Origin of the sequence: Terrabacter sp. Soil810 (assembly GCF_001429645.1) — a bacterium.
In the GTDB taxonomy this organism is placed as follows: domain Bacteria; phylum Actinomycetota; class Actinomycetes; order Actinomycetales; family Dermatophilaceae; genus Terrabacter.
The window spans coordinates 1573513-1598997 of record NZ_LMSW01000011.1 but is presented as its reverse complement, the minus strand read 5'-3'; the positions used below and the strand labels follow the sequence as shown (position 1 = coordinate 1598997).

25 protein-coding genes and 1 pseudogene are annotated in these 25485 nt (G+C 71.5%); 17 read left to right on the top strand and 9 right to left on the bottom strand.

The annotated features are described in order from the left end of the window. Positions 1-65 (top strand): annotated as a pseudogene (locus tag ASG96_RS24230) (FKBP-type peptidyl-prolyl cis-trans isomerase); the annotation flags it as partial. A 76-nt stretch (positions 66-141) separates the two neighbouring features. Here ASG96_RS24230 and ASG96_RS13310 read toward each other — a convergent pair. After that, entirely contained in the window at positions 142-1260 is a 1119-nt protein-coding gene (locus tag ASG96_RS13310; RefSeq protein WP_057588183.1) for a DUF3866 family protein, read from the bottom strand. Between the two features lie 77 nt (positions 1261-1337). Between ASG96_RS13310 and ASG96_RS13305 the strand changes: the two genes are divergently transcribed. The 7 genes from ASG96_RS13305 to ASG96_RS13275 all read left to right on the top strand — a co-directional run bounded on the left by ASG96_RS13305 (position 1338) and on the right by ASG96_RS13275 (position 8975). After that, positions 1338-2351, top strand: a complete 1014-nt coding sequence (locus tag ASG96_RS13305) for a YafY family protein (RefSeq protein WP_056756839.1) — start codon at positions 1338-1340, stop codon at positions 2349-2351. Then, complete coding sequence (locus ASG96_RS13300) at positions 2348-3340, top strand: YafY family protein (RefSeq protein WP_056756838.1); 993 nt, start codon at positions 2348-2350, stop codon at positions 3338-3340. Before ASG96_RS13305 ends, ASG96_RS13300 begins: the two co-directional genes overlap by 4 nt. Positions 3341-3534: 194 nt before the next feature. Next, the gene (tatA, locus tag ASG96_RS13295) at positions 3535-3906 is read left to right on the top strand and encodes a Sec-independent protein translocase subunit TatA (protein WP_056756833.1); all 372 of its coding nucleotides are present in this window, start codon (positions 3535-3537) and stop codon (positions 3904-3906) included. Positions 3907-3945: 39 nt separating this feature from the next. Next, complete coding sequence (gene tatC, locus ASG96_RS13290) at positions 3946-4752, top strand: twin-arginine translocase subunit TatC (protein WP_235506623.1); 807 nt, start codon at positions 3946-3948, stop codon at positions 4750-4752. Between the two features lie 9 nt (positions 4753-4761). After that, entirely contained in the window at positions 4762-5667 is a 906-nt protein-coding gene (locus ASG96_RS13285) for a diacylglycerol kinase (RefSeq protein WP_057588182.1), read from the top strand. Further along, positions 5664-8543, top strand: coding sequence for an RNA helicase (locus ASG96_RS13280; protein WP_057588181.1), 2880 nt, complete (start codon positions 5664-5666; stop codon positions 8541-8543). Before ASG96_RS13285 ends, ASG96_RS13280 begins: the two co-directional genes overlap by 4 nt. Positions 8544-8774: 231 nt before the next feature. Then, positions 8775-8975, top strand: a complete 201-nt coding sequence (locus ASG96_RS13275; protein WP_020144233.1) for a cold-shock protein — start codon at positions 8775-8777, stop codon at positions 8973-8975. Positions 8976-9176: 201 nt separating this feature from the next. Here the strand turns inward: ASG96_RS13275 and ASG96_RS13270 are convergent, their stop codons facing one another. Together ASG96_RS13270 and ASG96_RS13265 are read right to left on the bottom strand one after the other, a co-directional pair. Beyond that, positions 9177-9401, bottom strand: a complete 225-nt coding sequence (locus tag ASG96_RS13270) for a hypothetical protein (RefSeq protein ID WP_056756819.1) — start codon at positions 9399-9401, stop codon at positions 9177-9179. A 131-nt stretch (positions 9402-9532) separates the two neighbouring features. Further along, entirely contained in the window at positions 9533-10474 is a 942-nt protein-coding gene (locus ASG96_RS13265) for a 5'-3' exonuclease (RefSeq protein ID WP_056756818.1), read from the bottom strand. 116 nt (positions 10475-10590) lie between these two features. Here ASG96_RS13265 and ASG96_RS13260 point away from each other — a divergent pair, with 116 nt between their 5' ends. Both ASG96_RS13260 and ASG96_RS13255 read left to right on the top strand, forming a co-directional pair. Next, complete coding sequence (locus ASG96_RS13260; RefSeq protein ID WP_057588180.1) at positions 10591-12441, top strand: hypothetical protein; 1851 nt, start codon at positions 10591-10593, stop codon at positions 12439-12441. A gap of 133 nt (positions 12442-12574) precedes the next feature. Continuing rightward, positions 12575-13033 carry an Lrp/AsnC family transcriptional regulator gene (locus tag ASG96_RS13255; RefSeq protein WP_056756816.1) on the top strand — a complete coding sequence of 153 codons (459 nt, stop codon included), beginning with the start codon at positions 12575-12577 and terminating at the stop codon, positions 13031-13033. 45 nt (positions 13034-13078) lie between these two features. Here ASG96_RS13255 and ASG96_RS13250 read toward each other — a convergent pair whose 3' ends face one another. Genes ASG96_RS13250 through ASG96_RS13230 form a run of 5 tightly spaced genes read right to left on the bottom strand, consistent with a single transcriptional unit; the run spans position 13079 to position 17718 of the window. After that, positions 13079-14380 carry a multidrug effflux MFS transporter gene (locus tag ASG96_RS13250; RefSeq protein ID WP_056756815.1) on the bottom strand — a complete coding sequence of 434 codons (1302 nt, stop codon included), beginning with the start codon at positions 14378-14380 and terminating at the stop codon, positions 13079-13081. Next, positions 14377-14874: a Cys-tRNA(Pro) deacylase gene (gene ybaK / locus ASG96_RS13245; RefSeq protein WP_056756809.1), complete on the bottom strand. Its 498-nt coding sequence runs from the start codon at positions 14872-14874 to the stop codon at positions 14377-14379. The genes ASG96_RS13250 and ybaK overlap by 4 nt, the downstream gene beginning before the upstream one ends. Beyond that, positions 14874-15494: a TetR/AcrR family transcriptional regulator gene (locus ASG96_RS13240; protein ID WP_056756806.1), complete on the bottom strand. Its 621-nt coding sequence runs from the start codon at positions 15492-15494 to the stop codon at positions 14874-14876. The genes ybaK and ASG96_RS13240 overlap by 1 nt, the downstream gene beginning before the upstream one ends. Positions 15495-15514: 20 nt before the next feature. After that, the gene (locus ASG96_RS13235; protein WP_056756799.1) at positions 15515-16228 is read right to left on the bottom strand and encodes a VOC family protein; all 714 of its coding nucleotides are present in this window, start codon (positions 16226-16228) and stop codon (positions 15515-15517) included. Positions 16229-16272: 44 nt separating this feature from the next. After that, complete coding sequence (locus ASG96_RS13230) at positions 16273-17718, bottom strand: KamA family radical SAM protein (protein ID WP_056756797.1); 1446 nt, start codon at positions 17716-17718, stop codon at positions 16273-16275. A 136-nt stretch (positions 17719-17854) separates the two neighbouring features. Between ASG96_RS13230 and ASG96_RS13225 the strand changes: the two genes are divergently transcribed. Genes ASG96_RS13225 through ASG96_RS13195 form a run of 7 tightly spaced genes read left to right on the top strand, consistent with a single transcriptional unit; the run spans position 17855 to position 24825 of the window. Continuing rightward, positions 17855-18982: an L-erythro-3,5-diaminohexanoate dehydrogenase gene (locus ASG96_RS13225; RefSeq protein ID WP_235506621.1), complete on the top strand. Its 1128-nt coding sequence runs from the start codon at positions 17855-17857 to the stop codon at positions 18980-18982. Next, a complete protein-coding gene (locus tag ASG96_RS13220) occupies positions 18979-20592 on the top strand; it encodes a lysine 5,6-aminomutase subunit alpha (RefSeq protein ID WP_056756794.1) in 1614 nt (537 codons plus the stop codon). The genes ASG96_RS13225 and ASG96_RS13220 overlap by 4 nt, the downstream gene beginning before the upstream one ends. Next, on the top strand, positions 20589-21398 hold the full coding sequence (locus ASG96_RS13215) for an OAM dimerization domain-containing protein (protein WP_235506619.1): 810 nt from the start codon (positions 20589-20591) through the stop codon (positions 21396-21398). The genes ASG96_RS13220 and ASG96_RS13215 overlap by 4 nt, the downstream gene beginning before the upstream one ends. Further along, complete coding sequence (locus tag ASG96_RS13210; RefSeq protein ID WP_235506617.1) at positions 21395-21880, top strand: hotdog domain-containing protein; 486 nt, start codon at positions 21395-21397, stop codon at positions 21878-21880. The genes ASG96_RS13215 and ASG96_RS13210 overlap by 4 nt, the downstream gene beginning before the upstream one ends. A 38-nt stretch (positions 21881-21918) precedes the next feature. Next, positions 21919-23505, top strand: coding sequence for an apolipoprotein N-acyltransferase (lnt, locus tag ASG96_RS13205; RefSeq protein WP_235506615.1), 1587 nt, complete (start codon positions 21919-21921; stop codon positions 23503-23505). After that, positions 23486-24277, top strand: a complete 792-nt coding sequence (locus ASG96_RS13200; RefSeq protein ID WP_056756788.1) for a polyprenol monophosphomannose synthase — start codon at positions 23486-23488, stop codon at positions 24275-24277. The genes lnt and ASG96_RS13200 overlap by 20 nt, the downstream gene beginning before the upstream one ends. Beyond that, the gene (locus tag ASG96_RS13195) at positions 24274-24825 is read left to right on the top strand and encodes an FxsA family protein (protein WP_057588179.1); all 552 of its coding nucleotides are present in this window, start codon (positions 24274-24276) and stop codon (positions 24823-24825) included. The genes ASG96_RS13200 and ASG96_RS13195 overlap by 4 nt, the downstream gene beginning before the upstream one ends. Before the next feature lie 204 nt (positions 24826-25029). Here ASG96_RS13195 and ASG96_RS13190 read toward each other — a convergent pair whose 3' ends face one another. Beyond that, entirely contained in the window at positions 25030-25389 is a 360-nt protein-coding gene (locus ASG96_RS13190) for an RNA polymerase-binding protein RbpA (RefSeq protein ID WP_056756780.1), read from the bottom strand. Positions 25390-25485: the final 96 nt, after the last annotated feature.

The window sequence follows — 25485 nt, the reverse complement described above, 5'->3', positions numbered from 1 at the left end:
CCGGCGGCGCCATCAAGCCGGGCGAGGCGCTGATCTTCGTCGTCGACCTCGACGACGTCAGATGACTCTGGCTCGCCTCGCTCGCCGGGTTCGGCGCGCCTGACGTCGCGCCTTCCCTCCTCGACTCGCTCGCATCGCTCGTCAGTCCAGGTGTGACGCGCGGCGAACGCTCGCCAGCCGGGCGGCATACCGCCCCGCGACGGCCGCGCCGAGAAATCCGGCGCGGTCGTCGTCGTATCCGCGGCCCATGGTGCGCAGCGGGACCGGCGCCTCGCGCAGAGCGGTGTCGAGGCCGTCGGTGTCGACCTCGTGCAGCACGAGGCGACCCCCGCTCGCCTCGGCGAGCCGGCGCGCCTGCTCGGTCACCCGGGCGCCGACGTCGCCCGGGAGGCGCGGGACGGGCACGTCGGCATGCACCAGGGCCACGCGGCCGTATGCCGTGAGGCTGTGGTGCGAGACGCCGCGGTGCCGCTCGCGCGGGTCGGCCTCCGAGATGCGCAGCGCGCAGACGGGCCGACCGCCGAGGGTCCCCGCGGCGTTCACGGCCTCTCCCGCGGACGTCCCGGAGAAGCCCCACCGGGTGCCCGTGCCGAGGTTGCCCGGGCCCTGCGAGACGACGACGACGTCCGCGCCGACGACGTGGTGCGCGGCGAGCAGGCCGGTGTGGACGTTGACGGCCTCGAGGTCGCCGCCGAAGGCCTGCCCGACCGTGACGGACGCCTCGAGCCAGCCTGCCTCGCGCAGGCCGGCCACGGTGCGGGAGAAGTCGATGGGCAGGGCGCCGCCGTCGGTCATGACGTAGGCGACGCGCAGCGACGGCGCGGTCTCGCGCAGGCCGGCCAGGATCGCGGGGAGAGCGGAGTGCAGGTCGGCGACGACGACCGGCAGACCGGCGAGGTCGTCCGCGTCGGCGAGCACGGCGTGGTGCTCGCTGTCCTGCTCGTCGACGCCGAGGACCATGGTCTGGCTCGGGGTGTAGCGCGCCTTGACGACGTGGCCCGGCACCGCGCCGACGTCGTCGACGGGGCGGGGGAGCGCGTCCGGCGCGGCGACGACGATGGCGAGCCCACCGGTGCCGAGCCCGCGCTCGAGGGCCGTGGTGTTGAGCAGGACGGCGGTCCCGGGACGCAGGTCGCCGACGACCTCGACGTAGCCGAGCGCGCGGACGACCTCGTCGGAGGCGAGGCGGACGGCATACTCGACCGCGCCCGCCCAGCGGGAGCGCACCTCGATGACGACACCCCGGCGCCACTGGATCATGGGCTGACCCTATTCGATCGCATGTTCGGGTAGCGTCGGACTGCCCCCATGCGCCGCGCCCCTTCAGGAAGGTCTCGATGAGCCCTGCGTCTGCCTCGGCCGACAAGACCGAACGGCTGCTCAACCTCATCCTCGCGCTGAAGTCCGCGCGGCGACCGGTCTCGAAGCAGAAGATCCGCGAGTCGCTGCCTGCCTATGCCGCGGCGACCTCCGACGAGGCGTTCGACCGGATGTTCGAGCGTGACAAGGACGAGCTGCGCGAGATGGGCATCCCCATCTCGACGACGGTCCTCGACGTCCTCTTCGACGACGAGGTCGGCTATCGCATCGAGGCGAGCGAGACCACCCTGCCGGCCATCAGCTTCGAGGCCGACGAGGTTGCCGCCCTGGCGCTGGCCGCCCGTGCGTGGTCGACGGCGAGCATCTCGGGCGCCGCGTCCGCGGGCCTGCGCAAGCTGCGGCTCTCGGGCGTCGAGATCGACGAGTCGGTGGCCGCCGGCGCCGAGCCGCGGATCCGCACCAAGGAGCCGGCCTTCGAGGCCGTGCACGCGGCGGTGTCGGCCCTGCAGCCGATCACCTTCGACTACCGCAAGAACGACGGCGAGCTCACGACCCGCCACGTGCAGCCGTGGGCGCTGAAGAACTGGCACGGCCGCTGGTACGTCACGGGCTTCGACGTCGACCGAGGCGACGAGCGCGCCTTCCGGCTCAGCCGGTTCGAGGGCGCCGTCCGTCGCAAGGGCCGGGCGGGGTCGTATGCCGTCCCGGCCGACCACGTGCCCGAGGTGGCCCTCGAGGCCCAGCTGCCCGAGCCTGCGGGCACCGCCGTCGTCCGGGTGCGCCACGGCCGCGGTCACACGCTGCGCCGCCACGCGCAGCGCACGACGGAGCTCGACGAGCGGTGGGCCGAGATCGAGGTGCCCTACCGCCGTGGCACGACCGAGCGCGACGTCGTCGCGCTCGGCACTCACGCGGTCGCCGTGGCGCCGCCTGAGCTCGTCGACGGGGTGCGGTCGGCGCTGCAGTCGGTCCTCGCGGCGCAGGTCGGTCCAGCCGGCGACGAGCAGTCCCGGACGGGGGAGCAGGCATGAGCGCGCCTCGACGCACGGCGGCACGCCGGCCTCCCGAGACGGCGACGCAGCGCCTCGGGCGACTGCTCGACATGGTCCCGTGGCTGCTGCAGCACCGCGGCGTGTCGATCGCCGAGGCGGCGCACGAGTTCGGGGTCGACGAGGACCAGGTCGTCGAGGACCTCGAGCTGCTCTTCGTGTGCGGCACGCCCGGCTACGGCCACGCCGAGCTCATCGACGCCCAGTGGGACAGCGGCCACATCTACCTCGACAACGCCGACGACATCGCGGCGCCGATGCGACTGACCCGCGACGAGGCGGTCACCCTGACGGCCGGTCTGCAGGCACTGGGGTCGACGCTCGTCGGCTCGGACGTCGCGGAGCGCACGCTCGAGAAGATCCGGGCCGCGGCCGCCACGACCGTGGGTGAGCCGACGGGGCGCATCGACCTCGACCTCGACGACGGCAGCCAGCACGAGGCGATGGCGACGCTCAAGGGCGCCTTCGCGCGCGGGCGCCGCGTCCACCTGCGCTACTACGTCGCGACGCGCGACGAGTCGACCGAGCGGGACGTCGACATCATGCGCATCCTCAACCTCGACGCCCAGTGGTACGTCGAGGGCTACTGCCACCGCGCCGAGGACGTCCGCCTCTTCCGGCTCGACCGGATCGAGGAGGCCACGGCGCTCGACGTCGACGGCACGCCGCCGGACGATGCCCGTCCCCGCGACCTCGACGACGTCTTCGTGCCGGGCGAGAACGACGTCATGGTCGTCATCGAAGCGAGCCGCTGGGCGGCCTGGATCGCGGACTACTACCCCAACGAGGGCGTCGAGCGCGGCCCTGACGGCTCGCTGCGTGTGACGCTCAAGGTGGCAGACCCTGCCCTCGTGCGCCGGCTCGTGCTCCGCCTCGGTGGCGAGGCTCGTGTCGTCGAGCCTCCCGAGCTGGTCGACGCGGTGGCGGCCGAGGCCCGCTCCGCGCTGGCCGCCTACGACCCGGCGGACTGAGCGCGGGCGCGCCAGTCGCCCGTGGCCGGTGTCCACCAGCTGACCACCGGTGCCCACATACCGGTCAGTTGACCGTTCTCATGGACGCCGCACGACTCAGGTTCACCGGGCGCACGTATGCTGGTCACCTGCAGCACCGAGGCTGCACCATGACGGTTCGGATCCGGACCGGCTTTCGACGAGGAGACGTAACCATGCCCAACCTGGGTGCCCCCGAACTCATCATCATCGCGGTCGTGCTCATCGCCCTGTTCGGCTGGAAGAAGCTCCCCGACATGGCCCGCAGCCTCGGCCGCTCCGCCCGGGTCTTCAAGTCCGAGGTCGACGAGCTGAAGAAGGACGGCAAGCCCGTCCCGAGCGACGCCTCCCAGACCACCGTGCCCGGTGACGTCGTGGACGCCGACGCCGAGCGTCGGGCCGCAGAGGCCCGCCTCGCCGACGCCGAGCGTCGCGCCGCCGAGGCCCGCGCCGAGGCCGACCGCCTCCGCGCCGGCAACGCCACCCCGACCCCGACCCCGACGACGACGAGCAGCACGGACGACGTCCGTCGCGACACGACGCTCTGAGTGGGTCGGATCCCGAACTCCTCACACGGACTCACCTGAATGCCGTCACTGCGACGCCAGCGCGACCCCGAGGGGCGGATGTCGCTCGGCGATCACCTCCGTGAGCTGCGCAACCGCATCACCATCAGCGCCATCGCGATCATCATCGGCGGGGTCCTGGGGTGGATCTACTACGACCAGGTCATCAACGCCCTGACCAAGCCCCTGCGCGATCTGCAGGTCGGTCGCGAGGGTGTCGTCAACATCAACTTCGCCGGCATGACGGACGCCTTCGCGCTCCAGCTGACGACCTCGCTGTTCGTCGGGCTCATCCTCGCCTCGCCGGTCTGGCTCTTCCAGATCTGGGGCTTCATCGTCCCTGGCCTGACGAAGAAGGAGAAGCTGCTCGCGCGGCTCTTCGTCGTCGCCGCGGTGCCGCTGTTCCTCGCGGGCTGCTTCTTCGCGTTCATCATGGTGCCCAAGGCCGTGGCGGTGCTGCTCGGCTTCACCCCCGAGGGCGCCTACAACCTGCAGGACGGCTCGCAGTACCTCAACTTCGTCCTCAAGTTCATCGTCGCGTTCGGGTGCGCGTTCCTCCTGCCGGTGTTCCTCGTCGCGCTCAACCTCGTCGGCGTGCTCCGGGCGCAGGCCATGCTCAAGAGCTGGCGCCCGGCTGTCATGATCATCCTCGTCTTCGCGGCGATCATGACCCCGACGCCCGACGCGTACACCATGCTCTTCCTCGCCAGTCCCATGGTGCTCCTGTACTTCGCCTCGGTCGGCGTCGCCTTCCTGCTCGACCGGCGCAAGGACGAGCACAAGCCCGACTGGTTGGACGTCCCCGACGACCAGGCCTCTGCCCTGTAGCGTTCGGGTGTGTCCCACCGCGTCGCCCTGATCGTCAACCCCACCTCCGGGAAGGGCGTCGGACGGGAGATCGGCGACCAGACGCGTCGGCTGCTCCACGAGGCCGGTCACGATGTCGTCGACGTCTCGGGCAGCGACTACCAGCAGGCCCGTTCCCGGGCCCGTGAGGCCGTCTCGGTCGGGGTGGACACCGTGGTCGTCGTCGGTGGCGACGGCATGGTGCACCTCGGGGTCAACCTCTGTGCGGGCACGTCGTCGCGCCTCGCCGTCGTGGCCGCGGGCACGGGCAACGACTTCGCGCGCAACCTCGGACTGCCCATCCGCGATGCCCGCGCAGCGGTCGCGCTGCTCACCGAGGGGCGCACGCGCGACATCGACCTCGGCCGGGTCAGCCACGGGGTCGCGGGGGAGAAGTGGTTCGGGGGCGTCCTCGGGGCCGGCTTCGACGCCGTCGTCAACGCCCGCGCCCAACGCATGACCTGGCCCCGCGGGCAGATGCGCTACAACCTCGCGGTCCTGCGTGAGCTCCCGGTCTTCCGACCGATCCCGTATGCCGTGGAGCTCGACGGTCACCGCCTCGAGACGCGAGCGATGCTGGTGGCCGTCGCCAACACGACGTCGTTCGGTGGAGGCATGCGCGTGTGTCCCGATGCCGACGTCACCGACGGTCTCTTCGACGTCCTGATCGTCCACGCGTTGTCGATCCCGTCGTTCCTCCGGGTCTTTCCCAAGGTCTACTCCGGAACCCACACCACCCACCCGGCCGTCGAGATCCTTCGCGCCCGGCGAGTTCGCTTGGAGGCGAGCGGTATCCATTCACAAGCCGATGGCGAGACGTTCGCCGACCTCCCGATCGACGCCGAGGTCGTGCCCGGTGCCCTGCACGTCGTGACCCCCAAGGAGGTGCTCGCGTGATCGCCACGTGGCCGAGGTTGGCCGAGTTCGCCGCGCAGCTCGACTTCCCGCTCGACGACTTCCAGACGGAGGCGTGCCGGGCGGTCGAGGAGGGCCGCGGCGTCCTCGTGGCGGCCCCGACGGGCGCCGGCAAGACGATCGTCGGCGAGTTCGCCGTGCACCTGGCACTCGCCACGGGACGCAAGGCGTTCTACACGACGCCGATCAAGGCCCTGTCCAACCAGAAGTACGCCGACCTGGTGCGCGTCCACGGCGCCGACCGGGTGGGCCTGCTGACCGGCGACGCCTCGATCAACGGCGAGGCCCCGATCGTCGTCATGACGACCGAGGTCCTGCGCAACATGATGTATGCCGGGTCGACGACACTTCGCGGGCTCGGCTGGGTCGTCATGGACGAGGTCCACTACCTCGCCGACCGCTTCCGCGGGGCGGTGTGGGAGGAGGTCATCATCCACCTGCCTCCCGACGTCAGCGTCGTCTCGCTGTCGGCGACCGTGAGCAACGCCGAGGAGTTCGGCGCGTGGCTCGGCGAGGTGCGCGGCGACACCGAGGTCATCGTCTCGGAGCACCGTCCGGTGCCGCTGTGGCAGCACATGATGGTCGGCCAGACGCTCTTCGACCTGTTCGTCGAGGAGCGTGACGCCGGCCAGGACGACGAGCACTTCGAGGCGGCGCCCGGGCGCTACGCGGTGAGCGTCAACCCCGACCTGGTGCACGCCATCCGGGGCACCGAGGGCCGTGGCGCGTGGGACTCGCACTGGGTCAGCTCGCGGGGCGGCCGGGACAAGGGCCGTCCGCGGGGCAAGGCCGGGCGTGGCGGGTCCGGCGGTGGGGGTCGTGGTGGCCGGGACGACTGGGCCGGACGGGGTCGGCGCGGCAACGACGCACCGGCAGGCCGTGGGCCCGGAGGCGGCGACGGTGGCCGCGGCTTCGCCCGCGGTGGGCGACCCGGTGGGGGAGCCACCCGCGCCGAGGTCATCGAGCGTCTGGAGCGCGAGGGTCTGCTGCCGGCGATCACGTTCATCTTCAGCCGGGCGGGCTGTGACGGCGCGGTGGGTCAGCTGCTGTCGAGCGGCATGCGCCTCATCCCCGAGTCCGAGGGGGAGGCCAACCGCCGCCTCGTCGAGGAGCGCATCCAGGGCCTGGCCGAGGAGGACCTGTCGGTGCTCGGCTACTGGGACTTCGTCGACGGTCTGTCCCGCGGGTTCGCCGCCCACCACGCCGGCATGCTGCCGACGTTCCGCGAGATCGTCGAGGAGCTGTTCACCGCCGGCCGGGTCAGGGCGGTCTTCGCGACCGAGACCTTGGCCCTGGGCATCAACATGCCGGCGCGGACCGTGGTGCTCGAGAAGCTCGTGAAGTTCGACGGCGAGAACCACGTCGACATCTCGCCCGCCGAGTACACCCAGCTCACCGGGCGTGCCGGCCGCCGCGGCATCGACATCGAGGGTCATGCCGTCGTGCTCTGGAACCGCGGTCTCGACCCGGCGGGGGTCGCGGGCCTCGCGTCGACGCGCACGTACCCGCTGCGCTCGAGCTTCCGGCCGACCTACAACATGGCCGTCAACCTCGTGCGCCAGTTCGGCCGGGAGAGCGCCCGAGAGATCCTCGAGACGTCCTTCGCGCAGTTCCAGGCAGACCGTGCCGTCGTCGGCTTCGTCCGCACGGTCCGTCGCAACGAGGAGGCCCTCGCCGGCTACGCCGAGCAGATGACGTGCCACCTCGGCGACTTCTCGGAGTACGCCGCGATCCGCAACGAGATCCGCGACGTCGAGAAGGAGGGCGCCAAGGCCCGGTCCGCGTCGATGCGCACGGCCGCGGCGATCTCCTTGGAGTCGCTGAAGATCGGCGACATCGTGCGCATCCCCGCCGGACGCCACAGCGGCCTGGCCGTGGTAGTCATGCCCAACCGCGGCGGCAAGGGGGAGTCGGCGTCTCCCGCCGTCGTCACCGAGGACCACCAGCTGCGCCGTCTCACCCTGCACGACGTCCCGACGCCGCTGGAGCCGCTCGGCTCGATGCGCGTGCCGAAGCAGTTCAACGCCCGCAACCCCAAGGCACGTCGTGACCTGGCGGCGACCCTGCGCGCGACGATGCCGCACGACCCACCGCCGCGGCGCCGTCAGGCCGAGGCCGACCCGGTCGACGACCGCGTCGACGAGCTGCGCCGGAGGATGAAGGCGCACCCGTGCCACCGCTGCCCCGACCGCGAGAACCATGCCCGCTGGGCCGAGCGGTGGTGGCGGCTGCGCCGTGAGACCGACGGCATCCAGCGCAAGATCGACGGCCGCACCAACTCCGTCGCCAAGACCTTCGACCGCATCTGCGAGCTGCTCGTCGAGATGGGCTACCTCGGAGCAGGCGGCCAGACGGTCACCGGTGACGGCGACCGCCTGCGCCAGCTCTACACGGAGAAGGACCTGCTCGCGGCGGAGTCGCTGCGCGAGGGTGTCTGGCGCCGTCTCGACCCGCCGTCGCTGGCGGCGATCGTCTCGACCCTGGTGCACGAGCCGCGCCGCGAGGAGGGTGGGCTCACCCCGCGGTGGCCCAACGACGACGTGCGCGAGGCGTACGACCGGATGATCCGGATCTGGTCCGACCTCGAGGACGCCGAGGGCGCCCTGGCGCTGCCGCGCACGGGTATGCCGGACGGTGGCCTCGCCTGGGCGATGCACCGGTGGGCGAGCGGCCAGCGTCTGGAGGACGTGCTGCGTGGGACCGACCTCGCAGCCGGCGACTTCGTGCGCCGGTGCAAGCAGGTCATCGACCTGCTCGGGCAGCTGACCGATGCGGCGGATCCGGACCTGGCGACGACGGCGCGGCGGGCGAGCGAGGGCGTCCTGCGGGGTGTCGTCGCCGCCGACCGGCTGGACTGACTCCCACGAGTCCGCTGAGCGTCGGGCGCCCGTTGCACGATTGTCGCCCGGGGCACCCCGTCGGCTATGGTTGCGGCACCGGTCGGCGTTTTTGGTGCTCGTGTCTTTACACGCTCGCATGGAACGCATCTGCGAGCGCAACTGTTTCTTCAGGGTTTCTGGAGTGGTCGCGTCTCTGCCGACCGGGGGTCGCTGACAAGCAACGACTCACTTCCACCCAAAGGAGAAAACATGGCACAGGGAACCGTCAAGTGGTTCAACTCGGAGAAGGGCTTCGGCTTCATCGCCCCGACCGAGGGTCCCGACGTCTTCGTCCACTACTCGGAGATCACGGGCAACGGCTACCGCAGCCTCGAGGAGAACCAGGCCGTCGAGTTCGACGTCGAGCAGGGTCCCAAGGGCCCGCAGGCGATGCGCGTCCGCGCTCTCTGATCGCTCGCTGATCTCGACGGACCCACAGTCCGTACGACGAAGGCCGGTCCCCCTGCGGGGGCCGGCCTTTCGGCTTGCCTGACGTGAGTCGAGCCGTGCCGGTCGCGCCCGACCACGGGACCGAGGACTCGGCCACGGGACGGTGCCCGTGCCGGTCCGGCACACCCGCCGGGCTCGGCCCAGGGCCGTGTCAGAGCCGTGTCAGAGCCGCGTCAGACGGTCGAACGGGCTGTTGACGCGGACCACGCCCGACTCGAAGCGCAGGGTGACCGTCGCCGGGCTGCACGCCACGACCACACCGAGGCCGTGACGCAGGTGCGAGACCCTGTCACCGACCGAGAACTGCTCGATGTCCGGCGCCGGAGCCGGTCTGAAGGGGCTGCTGGAGAGGTGGCGACGGCGGTCGGGCGTTCCGTGGGTGGGCACCCTTCAGTATGCGCCTTTCCGCACCCCGGTGGTGACCTGCGGGCCTGCCGAGGACGCTCAGGAGCCCCTCCGGCCGGCCGAGACGTGACCGTACCGTGACCGGTCGAGCGGTTCGGTGGGCGCTGCGCCGGTCAGTCGATCCCGAGGGCGGAGATGACGCGGTCGAAGGACGACGTGAGCCCGTGCTCGACCGCCAGCCGCGACATGAGGGCCGGGTCGGCGACGGACGTCGGCGCGGCGAGGTCGATGTCGGGCACCGCGGCGTCCTTGGCCACGGCCACGACGCGCGGCGCCGCGTCGAGGTAGTCGCCGGCCGCCTCGAGACGGGCGCGCTGGGCGCCCTTGATGGCGGGGTCGCCGTTGTCGATCGCGGCCCGGATCGCCTCGAGGGTGCCGTAGGTGGTGATCAGCTTGGCGGCGGTCTTCTCGCCGATGCCCGCCACGCCCGGCAGTCCGTCGCTCGTGTCACCGCGCAGGACCGCCATGTCGGCGTAGGCGGGCCCGGTGGTGACGCCGTACTTCTGCGACAGGAAGGCTTGGTCGACGAGGTCGGGGGAGCGCACGCCACCACGGGCGGTGTAGACGACGCGCACGTGGTTGGCGTCGTCGACGAGCTGGAAGAGGTCGCGGTCGCCGGTGACGATGTCGACCGGCATGCGGCCGCTGAACGCCGTGGCCAAGGTCCCGATGACGTCGTCGGCCTCGTAGCCGTCGACGCCGACCCGGGCGATGCCGAGCGCCGTCAGCGCGTCGACGATGATCGGCACCTGCACCCCGAGGGCCTCCGGAACCGACTCGCCGGCGAGCTCGTCGGGGCCCGGCTCGGCGACGCGGTGGGCCTTGTAGGACGGGATGGCCTCGACCCGGAAGGCCGGGCGCCAGTCGTTGTCCCAGCAGGCGACGAGGTGCGTCGGGCGGCCGCGCTCGACGAGCGAGGCGATCATGTCGAGCAGGCCGCGGACCGCGTTGGTGGGCACCCCGCTCGGCCCGATCACCTCGGGCACGCCGAAGAAGGCACGGAAGTAGAGGGACGCGGAGTCGAGCAGGAGCATCCTGGGGGCTCGGGACGGCATACGCGAGAGGGTACCGGGCGGCGACGACGGCACGGGTTGCCGAGGCCCGGTGGCGCCACGATGATGACGTCAGGCGCAACCACCCGGAGCGCACCCCTCGCGGAGAGCCGACGACGATGACGTCTCGCAGTGCTGGCCCCACGTCCACCCCCGCCCGCGGACGCCGGGCACGTCGGGCCGCTGCCGTGCTCGCGGCGCTCGCGACCGCCGTGGCCCTCGTGGCTCTCGTGTCACCCGGCAGCGCCTCGGCGGCGCCCCGGACTGCGGCCGCGCCGGATCTCGGACCCAACGTGCGCGTCTATGACCCCAGCATGTCCGTGGCCGCCATCCGTGCGAGCGTCGACGCGATCTACGAGGAGCAGGTCGACAACGAGATGGGCGCCTCGCGCTACACCCTCCTGTTCAAGCCCGGGACGTACGGCACCCGCGAAGAGCCGCTCATCGTGCAGGTCGGCTACTACACCGAGGTCGCGGGACTCGGCGCGCTGCCCACCGACGTCGTCATCAACGGGCACGTCGACGTCTACAACCGGTGCCTGGCGCCCGACAACTGCATCGCCCTCAACAACTTCTGGCGGTCGCTGTCCAACCTCACGATCAACGTCATGGGGCTGTCGGACTGCCGCGCGTCCGGCAACTTCTGGGCGGCGTCGCAGGCCGCGCCGATGCGCCGGGTCAACATCGTCGGCGGCAACCTCACGCTGATGGACTACTGCACCGCAGGCCCGCAGTTCGCCAGCGGCGGGTTCATCGCCGACTCGCGGACCGGCTTCGTCGTCAACGGCTCGCAGCAGCAGTACCTCGTGCGCAACAGCGAGATCGGCGGCTGGTCCAACGCGGTGTGGAACCAAGTCTTCTCCGGGGTCGACGGGGCACCGGCCACCTCCTTCCCGAGCCCGCCCTACACGACGCTCGTCACGACACCGGTGAGCCGTGAGCGTCCCTTCCTCTACGTCGACGCAGACGGCACGTGGCAGGTGCGGGTCCCGTCGGCCACGGCCGACTCGTCCGGCGTCACGTGGGCGAACGGCCAGACACCGGGCCGGTCGATCCCGCTGTCCGACTTCTTCGTCGCGCGCCCGACCGACTCGGTGACGACGATCAACAGCCAGCTCGCCCGCGGGAAGCACCTCCTGCTGACGCCGGGGGTCTATGACACCGACCGCAGCATCACCGTGCGCCGTGCCGACACCGTCGTCCTCGCCATGGGCCTCGCGAGCCTCACGGCACGTGGGGGAGCCGTGCCTCTCGTCATCGGGGACGTGCCGGGAGTGGTCGTGGGCGGCCTCATGGTCGACGCCGGGCCCGTGAGCTCGCCGGCCCTCGTCCGTGTCGGCAGCGGGCGCGCGGCGACGCGCTCCGACGCCGGCAACCCCACGACCCTGCTCGACGTCTTCCTCCGCGTCGGGGGTCCCTTCGCCGGCCGCGCCACCGTCGGCCTCGAGGTCAACAGCGACCACACGCTGCTCGACGACATCTGGGCCTGGCGGGCCGACCACGGCCAGGGGGTCGGGTGGACCGTCAACCCCGCCGAGCACGGCGTCGTCGTCAACGGCGACGACGTGACCGCGACCGGCCTCTTCTCCGAGCACTTCCGGGAGTACAACACCGTCTGGAACGGTGAGCGCGGCCGCACGGTGTTCTACCAGAACGAGCTGCCCTACGACGCGCCGGACCAGACCGCCTGGCAGCACGACGGCGTCCTCGGGTGGGCCGGCTACAAGGTCGCCGACACCGTCCGCACCCACGAGCTGTGGGGCGGTGGCAGCTACATCTACACGAACGTCGACCCGACCATCCACGCGACGCGGGGCTTCGAGGTCCCCGTCACCCCCGGCGTACGCCTGCACTCCCTCCTCACGGTGCAGCTGGGTGCCGGGACGCTCGACCACGTCGTCAACGACACCGGGGCGCCGGTCGACTCCTCGGCCGTCGGCGTGCCGAGCAACGTGGTCTCCTTCCCCTGACCCGGACCGAGCGGGGAAGGGAGGGCCCAGCAGGCACGGCCCCCACCGCGTACGCCCGCCCCTCCTCCCGGGCGGGCGTACCGGCATGAGGAATGGACCACCCGGCCCATAACCGCTGGTCTACCCTTCGGCCATGGAAGATCTCGACCGTCGCCTCGTCGGCCTGCTGCTCGCGGACGGCCGGATGAGCTACACGGACCTCGGCAAGGCCACGGGCCTGTCGACCTCGGCGGTGCACCAGCGCGTCCGGCGGCTCGAGGAGCGTGGGGTCGTGACGGGCTACACGGCGCAGGTGTCCCCGGAGTCGCTCGGCCTGCCGCTCACGGCACTCATCTCGGTGACGCCCTTCGACCCCAGCGCGCCCGACGACGTGCCCGAGCGGCTGCGGCACATCACCGAGATCGAGGACTGCCACTCGGTGGCCGGGGTCGAGAGCTACATCCTCAAGGTTCGAGTCGCGACGCCCGGCAACCTCGAGGACCTGCTCGCCCGCATCCGGTCGGCGGCCAACGTCGCGACCCGCACCACCGTCGTGCTGTCGACGCCGTGGGAGGCCCGCAGCGCGTCCGCCATGCCGCGCGAGACCCCCTGAACCCGAGCCGACAGGGCGATGTCCTGCTCCTCGCGGGCGCAGCACTCAGAGCTGGTCGATCGGCTCCGGTGCGGGTGACGGGACCACCACGACGTCGGGGGCGGTGGCAGCTCCGGCACGGGCACGCATCCGTCGTCGATGCCACGACCAGAGCACGAGTGCCGAGAGCGTCATCGACCCCGCGACGACGGCGAGCGTCGTCAGCGACCCGCTCACGAGCGGTGAGACCGCGCCCGCCACGAGGGCGTTGACGCACGTGCTGAGGAAGGACTGGAACGACGAGACGGCACCACGCTCGCGCGGCCGCAGGTCGAGCAGGGCGATGGTGAGGATCGGGAAGACGAGGGAGACGCCGAGCGAGGCGGCAGCCACGGGCAGCACGGTCCACGGCAGGGCCGGCACGTCGACGAGCGCCTGGTAGGCGACGGCGAAGACACCGCCGGCAAGGGCCACGAGGAAGCCGACGAGGACGAAAACCCCTTGGCGCACCCGACCGGCGAGACGTCCCGTGAGGAAAGACCCGAGCATCATCGTCACCACGAGCGGCACGAAGAGCACACCGAAGTCGCGCTCACCCAGACCCAGGTGGTCGACGACGATCGCCGGCGCCGAGGAGATGTAGAGGAAGAGCGCACCGAAGTTGAGGGCGATCGCGGCGCTCAGGCGGAGCACCGCGCCGTCGCCGGCGGCCGAGGTGAACGACGCGAGCAGCGGCCTCGGCCGGAACGGAACGCGCTCGTCGGCCGGGTGCGTCTCCGGCAGCGACGTCGCCGTCAGCACGACGAGGGCGACGCCGTACGCCGCCAGCACCCAGAAGATCGTGCGCCACGACCCCCAGCCGAGCACCCATCCCCCGACGATGGGTGCGAGTGCGGGCGCGATGGCGAAGATCATCGAGATGTGGCTCATGAAGCGCTGCGCCTGCGCCCCGTCGAAGAGGTCGCGCACGACCGTGCGCCCGACGATCATCCCGGCGCCGGCCACGAGGCCCTGCGCGCCGCGGGCACACAGCAGGAGCGGCATGCTCGGTGCCAGGGCGCAGAAGGCACTGGTGACGGCATACGCGGCGCAGCCCACGAGGATGACGGGGCGACGACCGAGGGCGTCCGACAGCGACCCGTGGAAGAGGCTGGCGACCGCGAACGCGACGAGGTAGACGCTGACCGTCTGCTGCATGGCGACCGTGTCGACGCCGAGCTCGCGCGTCATCACCTCGAAGGCCGGGAAGATCGCGTCGATGGTGAACGGCCCGACCATCGTCAGCGCGGCGAGGACGAGCACGAGCCGCAGCTGTGGCACGCGAGAACGGGCCGGCGCCTCGCGGGGCGCGTCGTCGGTCAGGGTCATGCCCGACCGATCCGGGCGCGGAGGGCGCCGGTCACCGTCGCGAGGTCTGCCGGGGAGAGGCCGATGTCGAAGCCGCGACGGCCGCCGGAGACGTAGACCGTCCCGAAGCCGTATGCCGTGTCGTCGAGGACCGTCGGCAACGTGCGTTTCTGCCCCACGGGGGAGATGCCGCCGACGACGTAGCCCGTGCTGCGCTCTGCCGCCGCGGGGTCGGCCATGGTCACGCTCTTGACGCCGAGCGCCGACGCGACGGCCTTGAGGTCGAGCTGGCCGTCGACGGGGACGACGCCCACGGCGAGGGTCGAACCGGTGTCGACGAGGAGCGTCTTGAAGACCTGCGCCGGGTCGACGCCCAGGGCCGCGGCCGCCTCGCGGCCGTAGCTCGTCGCTGCCGCGTCGTGCTCGTAGGGGTGGCGCGAGTAGGTGACGCCGGCCCGGTCGAGGGCCACGGTGGCGGGCGTCGACGGACCGTCGGCCGAGCGCTGTCTCGCCATCAGGCGTCGCCGACCGACGCGAGACCGTCCCAGATGGTCGTGACGACGAGCTCGGTGGCCTCGTCCGCGGTGGTGCCCGGGTGCGTGCTGCGCCAGACGGCGAGGCGCTCGCACCCGCCGATGAGGATCTCGGCCATGACCGTGACACGGCGGGCCTCGAGGGCCTCGAAGGCCGGGAGCGTCCGCAGGCCCTCCGCGAAGGCCTTGGCGGTCTGCTGGCGGATGCGTTCGACCGACGCCGAGGCCTCGCCGATGAGCGCGCCCTCGGTGCGCAGCAGCGCGAACGCCTGGTCGTGGTCGTCGATGAAGGAGAAGAAGGCGTGGACGACCCCGCGCACCCGGTCGCGTGCCGGGGCGCCGGGCTGGGCCACCCACGAGTCGATGAGGGCGGTCAGCAGCTGGCCGCGGGCCCGCTCGATCGTCGCTGCGAGCAGACCCTCCTTCGACCCGAAGTAGTCGTAGATGAGAGGCTTGGTCACCCCGACGAGCTCGGCGATCTCGTCCATCGTCGCAGCCTGGATGCCGCGCGACGAGAAGACCTGCTCGGCGACCGCCAGCATCTGTGCCTCACGCTCGGCGCGGGGCATGCGGACGCGGGTGCCGGGGGAGCGGGAAGTCACCGGCGCAGTCTACGGGGGCGCTAGCGGGGCGCCGGAACGCAGAACTCGTTGCCGTCCGGGTCGGACATGCTCAGCCAGCCGGACTCGTCGCGGACGTCGCCGATCGGCGACGCGCCGAGCGCCGTCAGACGCCTCACCTCGTCCTGCTCGTCGCCCGGCCCCACGGGAGCGAGGTGGAAGTGGATCCGGTTGGGCCCGGACCTCGGCCTGACGGGTGGACCGCCCCACGCGATCTTGGCGCCACCCAGGGGCGACTGGATCGCCGTCTCCTCGTCCTGGTCCCAGACCAGCGGCCAGCCGAGCGCCCCGCTCCAGAAGAGCCCGACCTCGCGTGACCCGTCGCAGGCGAGCTCCCCGAGGAAGGCGGTGTCGGCGAGGAAGCGGTTGCCCGCCTCGATGACGCACAGCTCGTTGCCCTCCGGGTCGGCGAGCACGATGTGCCCCTCCTCGGGGGTCTGCCCCACGTCGAGGTGGCGGCCGCCCAGCTCGAGGGCGCGAGCCACCGTCGACCGCTGCTCCTCGTCCGAGCTGCTCGTCAGGTGCAGGTGGACCTGGTTCGGGCCGGTCTTCGGGCGCTGCGTCGGCAGGAACCGGATCACGAGATCCGGGTCCTCACGCGGCAGGAGGGTCAGTCCGTCGTCCGAGGTCTCCCGCTCCAGCAGCCCGGCCCAGAATCCCGCGAGCCGGGCCGGGTCGTTCGCGTCGATGCAGAGCTCGAGCAGCCGGCCGGTCATCTCGTCCCCGTCTCCTCGGTCAATGCGCGCGCGTGGATGCTCGGTCAGACGGTGAGCTGCGACTCGGCGGCTGCGCGGCTCACCGCCGCCTTCTCGGTCGCGTCGGCCAGGACCGACTCGTGGTCCACCGACTGGTGCCACCACTGCTGGCCCGACTCGGGCAGCGTGTAGATCGGGTCGTAGTAGACGTACTCGCGCGACATGGCCTCGGTGTCGTCGCCCTCGATCGAGGTGCGGTAGTTCTTGCGCCAGTAGGAGATGCCGCGTTCGGTGTCGTACTCCTCGACCTGGTGCACCCAGCGCTTGCCGACGAACGGCACGTCGCACACGATGCGCGGGGTCGAGAAGCCGGGGAGGTAGCCCATCATCGAGTGCTGGAGGTGCTGGGCCTCGGCGAGCGAGAGCCGCCAGTGCTCGGCGAAGGGGATCATGTCGCACATGTAGAAGTAGTACGGCGTGATCTGGGCGCCGTCGGCGAGCCCGAAGCACAGGTCGAGCAGCTGCTCGGTCGTGTCGTTGACGCCGCGCATGAGCACGCCCTGGTTGCGGACGTCACGGACACCGGCGTCGAGCATGGCCTTCGAGGCGCGGGCGACGGACGGCGTCAGGGACTGGGCGTTGTTGACGTGCGTGTGGATGGCGAGGGAGACGCCGCGCGAGCGGGCCTTGGCCGACACGCGACCGACGCCCTCGACGACGTCCTCGGCGAACCAGTGCTGCGGCAGCCCCATGAGGGCCTTCGTCGCGAGGCGGATGTCGCGGATGTTCTCGATGTCGAGGAGCTGGTCGATGAACGCCTCGAGGTTCTTCCACGGCATGTTGGCGACGTCGCCACCGGAGACCACGACGTCGCGCACGACGGGCGAGGTGCGGAGGTAGTCGAGCATCGCGGCGTAGCGGTCGACCGGCTTGAGGTCGAACTTCAGCTTGGCGACCTGCGGCGTGGAGTTGCCGACGAGGTCCATGCGCGTGCAGTGCCCGCAGTACTGGGGGCAGGTGGGGAGCAGCTCGGCGAGCACCTTGGTGGGGTAGCGGTGCGTCAGGCCCTCGGCCACCCACATGTCGTGCTCGTGCAGGGAGTCGCGCGAGGCGTGCGGGTGCGACGGCCAGTCGGTGCGGCGGTCGGAGAAGACCGGCAGCATGTAGTTGCGGATCGGGTCGGCGTAGAAGGCCTCGGTGAAGTCGTGGCCGGCCGACGGCATCGGCGAGTCGGTCGCGGGCACCATCGTGTTGAGCATCTGCGGCGGGACGAGCATCGACATCGTCGCGCGCTCGCTCTGGTCCTTGGCGAGGTCGTCGTAGAAGCGGTCGTCGAGCAGGTTACCCATGAGGGCTCGCAACTGCTTGATGTTCCTGACACAGTTGACCCGCTGCCACTGCGCGCTGTCCCAGTCGGCCTGGGTGACGCCCGTCCAGCCCGGGAAACGCGTCCAGTCGGGCTCGACGAGCTCGCGTCGGCGGTACGCGTAGGGCTGCTCAACCTTGCTCATGCGGAGAACAGTAACGGCAGCGGTGGTTTCGCTCAAACACGTCCGGCTCACGAAATTGTGAAGATACGGCTGACCTGCCCCTATGCTGACGCAAGATCTTCGGTTCCCGTCCATATACACAGAAGGATTTGTGATCGTGTCAGACCCGACGTCGGCCGCCCCGGATCGCACGGACGCCGCCCGCGTGTCGTCACCCGTCGGCCTGCACCGTGTGCTCCAGCCCACCGGCGACGCCATCACGCTCCCACAGGCGGCCCAGCGCCTCGACGCGCGCCCGGAGCTGTGGCCCGACGAGGTCCGCATCGCCGTCGAGACGCTCAACCTCGACGCGGCCTCCTACCGCCAGCTCGCCGAGAAGCACAGCGCCGACGGCGCCGTCGACGGGGGAGCGGTGCGCGACGAGGTCCTCGACATCGTCGCGACGCGCGGCAAGATGCAGAACCCCGTCACCGGCTCGGGCGGCATGCTCATCGGCACCGTCGAGGAGGTCGGGCCGGACAGCACGCTCGGCCTCGCCGTCGGCGACCGCGTGGCGACCCTCGTGTCCCTGTCCCTGACACCGCTCGCCGTCACCGACGGCCTCGAGCGTTGGGACGGCCTCTCGGAGCAGGTGCCCGCCGCCGGTCACGCCATCCTCTTCGGCCGCAGCATCGCGGCCACGCTGCCCGCAGACCTCGACCCGCACCTGGCCCTCATGGTCATGGACGTGTGCGGCGCGCCTGCCCTCGTCGAGCGCGTCGTCGGGGAGTACGCCGCCCGCGGCGTCGCGCCGACCGTGGCGGTCCTCGGTGGCGCGGGCAAGTCCGGCTCGCTCTCCCTCGCGGCCGCGCGCGCGGCGGGAGCCGCCCGCACGATCGGCGTCGTCCCGGTCGAGCGCGAGCGCGCGGTCCTCGAGGCGAGTGGACTCGCCGACGCCGTCGTCCTCGCCGACGCGCGCTCACCGCTGGGGCTCGCTACCGCCGTCGAGTCCGCCGGGGGACCGGCCGACGTCACGGTCGTCTGCGTCGACGTGCCCGGTTGCGAGCAGCCCGCGATCCTCGCGACCGCCCAGGGCGGCACCATCATCTTCTTCAGCATGGCCACGAACTTCGCCGCCGCCGCACTCGGGGCCGAGGGGCTCGCCGCCGACGTGCGGATGCTCGTCGGCAACGGCTACGTCCCCGGCCACGCCGAGACGGCGCTGCGCCTCGTGCGCGAGGTGCCGGCCGTGCGGGCACTCTTCGAGGGCCGCCTCGCCACCGAGAAGGCAGGATCTGACGCATGACCCGCCCCCACGCCATGCTCGAGCTAGACCCGGCCGTCGTGCGCCGGGCGCGCTCGCTCGCCCGCAAGGCCGCCGCCCCCGTCGTCACGATCGCGCGCAGCCACACCACGGTGTCGGTCGAGCGCGCGACCCTGCGCCTCGCCGGCCTCGCCGGCGCGGACCACGAGCGGGTGCCGTGGGTCAACCACCTGGTCACGGCCGTCCGTGACGAGGTCGGCCTGGAGCACGGCGTCACGACACCGGTCTACGACGCGCTGCTCCGCGGCGAGGCCCCAGACCTCACGACGCTCGCGCAGAAGGCCGCGAGCGGCAACGTCTCGTTCCGGTTGCCGACCGGCCGCGAGGCCTCGGCGGCCCGTCGCGCCGCGACGAAGGGCGTGGGCGCGGGACTGCGCACCATCGACCGCTCGCGCGCCACCCGGGACCGGCTCGTCAAGCGGCACGGCGACCCCAGGACCAAGCCGTGGATCTACCTCATCGTCGCGACCGGCGACATCTACGAGGACATCCCGCAGGCCCAGGCCGCCGCGCGTGAGGGCGCCGACATCATCGCCGTCATCCGTTCCACCGGTCAGTCGCTCCTCGACTACGTGCCGGAGGGTGCGACCCGCGAGGGCTTCGCCGGGACGTACGCGACGCAGGAGAACTTCCGTCTCATGCGTGCCGCGCTCGACGACGTCAGCAAGGAGCTCGGCCGCTACGTCCGGCTGACGAACTACGCGTCAGGTCTGTGCATGCCCGAGATCGCGGCCCTCGCCGGCATGGAGCGTCTCGACATGATGCTCAACGACTCGATGTACGGCATCCTCTTCCGCGACATCAACCCGATCCGCACCTTCGTCGACCAGCGCTTCTCACGTCAGGTGCACGCCCGCGCCGGGATCATCATCAACACCGGCGAGGACAACTACCTCACCACGGCCGACGCGGTCGAGGCCGCCCACACCGTCACCGTGAGCCAGCTGCTCAACGAGCGCTTCGCCAAGGAGGCCGGCCTCGAGGACTGGCAGCTCGGTCTCGGCCACGCCTTCGAGATCAACCCCGAGATCCCCGACAGCTTCCGGATGGAGCTCGCCCACGCGATGCTCGCCCGGCAGCTCTTCCCGGACGCCCCGCTGAAGTGGATGCCGCCGACGAAGCACATGACGGGCGACGTCTTCCGCGGCTACCTGCTCGACGGCTTCTTCAACCTCGTCGGCGCCATGACCGGACAGGGCATCCTGCTCGTCGGCATGATGACCGAGGCCGTCGTCACCCCGTTCCTCTCCGACCGCGACCTGGCGCTCCAGAACGTCCGCTACGTCATGAACGCCGCCAGCGGTCTGACCGAGGACTTCCACCCGCCGCGCGACGGCTACATCCAGACCCGCGCCCGGCAGGTGCTCTCCGAGGCCGTCGACCTGCTCGACCGGATCGTCAGTGACACCGACGCGGCCGGCGACGCACCCCTGCTCGCCGCCATCGCCGACGGCACGTTCGGCCTCATGAAGCGTCCCGCGACGGGCGGCAAGGGCCTCGACGGCGTCAGCGTGCGGGCCGACGACTACGACAACCCGGCCATCACCGCCCTCGACGCGTGGACGCCGCCGGCCAAGGGGGCCACCCGATGAGCGCGTCGAAGCAGCAGCCCGGGCCGGCGACCGGCTCCGCGACCGGCTCCCCGAGCACCCAGGGCCCCATCATCCGGCCCTACGGCGACACGACCGGCGACGGCATGGTGCAGATGTCGTTCACCCTGCCCCTGCCGCACGACAAGAAGGCCGAGGGCGCCGCCCTCCAGCTCGCGCGCAAGATGGGCCTCGACCCGGCCCTGCTCGTGCACGCGAAGGCCATGGGTCCCGACTTCACCTTCTTCGTCGTCTACGGCAGCTCGACGCACCTGGTCAACCTCGACGACGTCCACGTCGTCGAGCGCGAGTACCCCCTGCTGTCGGCCAAGGACGCCAATCTGACGATCAAGAAGCAGCTTCGCCGCAAGCTCGTCGTCGTCGGCGCCTGCATCGGGACCGACGCCCACACGGTCGGCATCGACGCGATCCTCAACATCAAGGGCTTCGCGGGCGAGAAGGGCCTCGAGTACTACCGCGAGATCAGGGTCGTGAACCTCGGCGCCCAGGTGCTCGTGCCCGAGCTCGTGGCCCGCGCTCGCGCGGAGAAGGCCGACGCCGTGCTCGTCAGCCAGGTCGTCACGCAGAAGGACGCCCACATCCACAACACGACGCAGATGTCCGCGGCCTTCCGCGAGGCGTACCCGGCCGGGCAGGTGCCGATCCTCATCGCCGGCGGCCCGCGCTTCGAGGACGGCTCCGAGTCAGCGCTCGGCGTCGACCGGATCTTCGGCCGCGGCACGACGCCCGGCGAGGTCGCCAGCTACCTGGTCCACGAGATCGGCCTCCGGAAGGGGAAGAAGCCATGACCGACGGCGTCACCCAGCCCACCCCGTCGTCCGAACCGGAACCGCTGTCGGCCACCGGTCCCACGACCCCGGCCACGGCGTCCACCACCCCGGCGACTCTGACGAAGGCCAAGGTCGGCCTGCGCATCACGCACCGCCGCTACGTGCCCTACGGCCATGCGCACTACGCGGGCAACCTCGTCGACGGGGCCTACTCCATGGCCGCCTTCGGCGACGTCGCCACGGAGATGTGCATCGTCACGGACGGCGACGAGGGGCTCTTCGCCTCCTACAGCGACGTGCAGTTCTGCTCGCGGATCACCGCCGGCGACGTCATCGAGATCTCGGCCGAGATCATCCGCGTCGGCACCCGCTCGCGAGAGATGGACTTCGAGGTGCGCGTCGTCGGTCGCGGCAACCAGGAGCGCGGCGCGTCCGCCGCCGAGATGCTGGACCCGCCCATCGTCGCCACGACCGCTCGTGGCGTCGTCGTCGTGCCCTGAGCGCTGACGCCCCGGCCGCACGGCATACGGTGAACCCCGTGCGGCGTCTCCTCGTGTCCCTGCTCGCCGGTGGACTGCTCTGCCTCGCGTTCCCGACGTTCGACGTCTGGGTCGCCGCCCCGGTGGCCCTCGCCCTCTGGGCGTGGGCGTGGGCCGGCGCCGGAGCCCGCCGCGGCTTCCTGCTGGGCGTGGCCGGGGGTCTCGTCTTCTTCGTCCCCACGCTGAGCTGGTCGGGCATCTACGTGGGTGCGCTGCCGTGGCTGGCCCTCGCGACCCTGCAGGCACTCTTCGTCGGTCTCGCCGGCGCGCTCTACGGTTGGCTGAGCCGCGCGAGGAGCGTCCGCCCGCTGGCGTTCGCCCTCGTCTGGGTCGTCGCCGAGGGCTTGCGCGCACGGGCTCCCTACGGCGGGTTCCCGTGGCTCAAGGTCGCGTTCGGGCAGGCCGACTCGCCCTTCGGTCGCCTCGTCGCGCTGGGCGGCGCACCTTTCGTCGGCTTCGTCATCGCCCTCGCCGGGGCCCTGCTCGCGCTCGTGGCCCAGCGCGCCCTGGCCACACTCGCCGCCCGCCGGGGGAGCGACGTCACGAACGTCGCCCGACCGCGTATGCCGTCCCGTCGGCTCGCGCTGCCCGCCGCAGCAGCGCTCGTGCTCGGGATCGTCGGCGTCGCCGTCCCGCTGCCGACCGACGGGCCGACGGCCGAGTTCCTCGGCGTGCAGGGCAACGTGGCGCGGCCCGGTCTCGACTTCAACGCCGAGCGCCGTCAGGTCCTCGACAACCACGTGGCCGCGACGCTCAAGGCTCAGGAGGACGTCGACGCGGGGCGCGCACCGGCACCGGACCTCGTCGTCTGGCCCGAGAACGCCTCGGACATCGACCCGTTGCGCAACGCCGACGCCAAGAGCCTCATCCTCGAGACGGTCGACGCGCTCAAGCGGCCGCTCATCGTCGGCGGTCTGCTCGAGGAGCCCGCCGGTTTCGTCTCCAACGTGGCGCTGCTCTTCGAGCCCGGCAAGGGCAACACCGACCGCTACGTCAAGCGCCACCCGGTGCCCTTCGCCGAGTACATCCCGAACCGGGCGTTCTGGCGGATGTTCAGCACGGAGGTCGACCTCGTGACCCGCGACTTCGTCCAGGGCCCGGCGCCCGGCGTCTTCCGCGTCACCACGGCCTCGGGCCAGCAGATCCGGGCCGGTCTCGCGATCTGCTTCGAGGTGGCCTACGACGACATCATGCGCGACGCCGTGCAGGGCGGCGCCAACGTGCTCGTGGTCCAGACCAACAACGCGACCTTCGGCTACACCGCCGAGTCGCCCCAGCAGCTGGCCATCAGCCGGCTGCGCGCCATGGAGTTCGGCCGCTCCGTCGTGCACGTGTCGACCGTGGGACAGAGCGCCCTCATCACGCCCGACGGAACCGCCCACCAGGTGACGTCGTTGTTCACACAGGCGGTGGTCAGAGGGGCACTACCCTTGCGGGACGCCACGACACTGGCGACCCGCCTGGGTGAGGCCCCCGAGTGGGTCGCTGCCGCCGCACTGCTGACGATGCTCGCCCTGGGCGTTCGCGGTGGTCGCCCGGCCGTGCCGGAGACAACGAAGGAAGAGGATGACGACGACGCAGCGTGAGCCGGTGACCCGAGTGGCCGTGCTCATCCCGACGTACAACGAGCGGGACAACCTGCCCGGCATCGTCGCGCGGGTGCGCGCGAGCGTGCCCGCCGCCGACGTCTTCGTGCTCGACGACGGCTCGCCCGACGGGACCGGCCGGATCGCCGACGACATCGCGGCCGCCGACCCTCAGGTCCACGTCGTGCACCGCACGGCCAAGGAGGGGCTCGGAAAGGCCTACCTCGCGGGCTTCGCGATCGTCCTCGAGCGCGACTACGACGCCGCCGTCGAGATGGACGCCGACGGCTCGCACCTTCCCGAGCAGCTCCCGTCGCTGCTCGCCGCGCTCGGTGAGGCCGACCTCGTCATCGGAGCCCGCTGGGTCAAGGGCGGCGAGGTGCGCAACTGGCCCGCCCGCCGCAAGGTGCTCTCCGTCGGCGCCAACCTCTACACCAAGGTGCTGCTGGGGATGTCGGTCAACGACGCGACGGCCGGCTACCGCGTCTACCGCACGAGTGCGCTGCGGGCCATGGGCCTGCAGGGCGTCGAGTCGCAGGGCTACTGCTTCCAGATCGACCTGACGCTCCGGGCCGTCCGAGCGGGGCTCACCGTCGTCGAGGTGCCGATCACGTTCGTCGAGCGAGAGGTCGGCGTGTCGAAGATGGGCAAAGACATCGTGCGTGAGGCGCTGACGAGCGTGACGAGGTGGGGCGTGGAGCATCGCCTCGGCCAGCTGCGCTCGGCCGCCGGCCGGGTGCGCGGGCGCGAGCCCGTCGAGGAGCGGTCGTGACCGGGACGCCCGGGCCGTCGCGGGTCAGGCGGGCGCGGCTGACGCGGCTGGCGATCGCCGGTCTCCTGCTCCTGCCGATCATCGAGATCCTCGTCATCGTCGCCGTCGGTCAGGCCATCGGCGGCTGGCAGACCTTCCTGCTGCTCGTCGCCACCTCGCTCCTCGGCGCGTGGCTGATCCGCGGTGAGGGCGGACGGGCGTGGCGCGCCCTCGAGCAGGCGCTGCGCAGCGGCCGGATGCCCGCGCGCGAGATCGCCGACGGTGTCGTCGTGCTCGTCGGTGGCGGCCTCCTGCTGCTCCCGGGCTTCGTCACGGACCTGCTCGGGCTGCTCCTCGTGCTGCCGTTCACGCGACCCGTGGCCCGGAGCATGCTCGCCGCCGTCATCTCCCGGCGCCTCCTCGCACAGGCCGAGCGCTTCACCGGCCCGACCGTCGCCGGACAGCCCACCCCGCCCACCTGGGAGCAGGAGCAGATGCCCCACGGTCCGCAGCGGTCGGCGACGAGCGACGAGGTCGTCGAGGGCGAGATCATCGACGACGAGGACTGAGTCGAGCTCGGTTCGCGCGCCGGCTCCTCGTCGTTCGAGGTGATGAAGGCACCCGTGTCACTGCCATCATCACCTCGAACGGGGGGACGCGGACGCGAGAAAGCCCGCCTCCACGAAAGTAGTGGTCGGGCTGGAGCCCGCGGACGCGAGAAAGCCCGCCTCCACGAACGGGGCGGGCTTCTCGGTGGTGCGTTCTGGGGTCGGTCAGGCGGTCTTGCGCCGGCGCGGCTTCTCGCCGCGGGACTCGCGCAGCAGCGTCAGGCGCTCCTCGAGGAGCTCTTCGAGCTCGGGGATGGAACGACGCTCGAGGAGCATGTCCCAGTGCGTGCGCTGGTGCTTGACCGGCTTGGCCTCCGGCTCGGGGCCACCCTGCAGCTTCGCGTCGAGGCCGCAGCGGCACTCCCACGTCGAGGGCACGTCGGCCTCGATCGAGAACGGGAGCTCGGTGCGGTGACCTTCCGGGCACACGTAGACGGTGAGCTGACGCTCACTCGGAACGACGTTCTCGTCGGATTCCATGCTCCTCGCGCCGAGGTTGGAACCGCGTAGTGCTCGATCGGCCATGTGGACCCCTCCAAGACTTCTGCCCTTGTGACACCTCGCTGGTGTCTTACCCTCACAGACGCTTGAACGAGCGGAACGGTTGACTTGTTCCCCGCG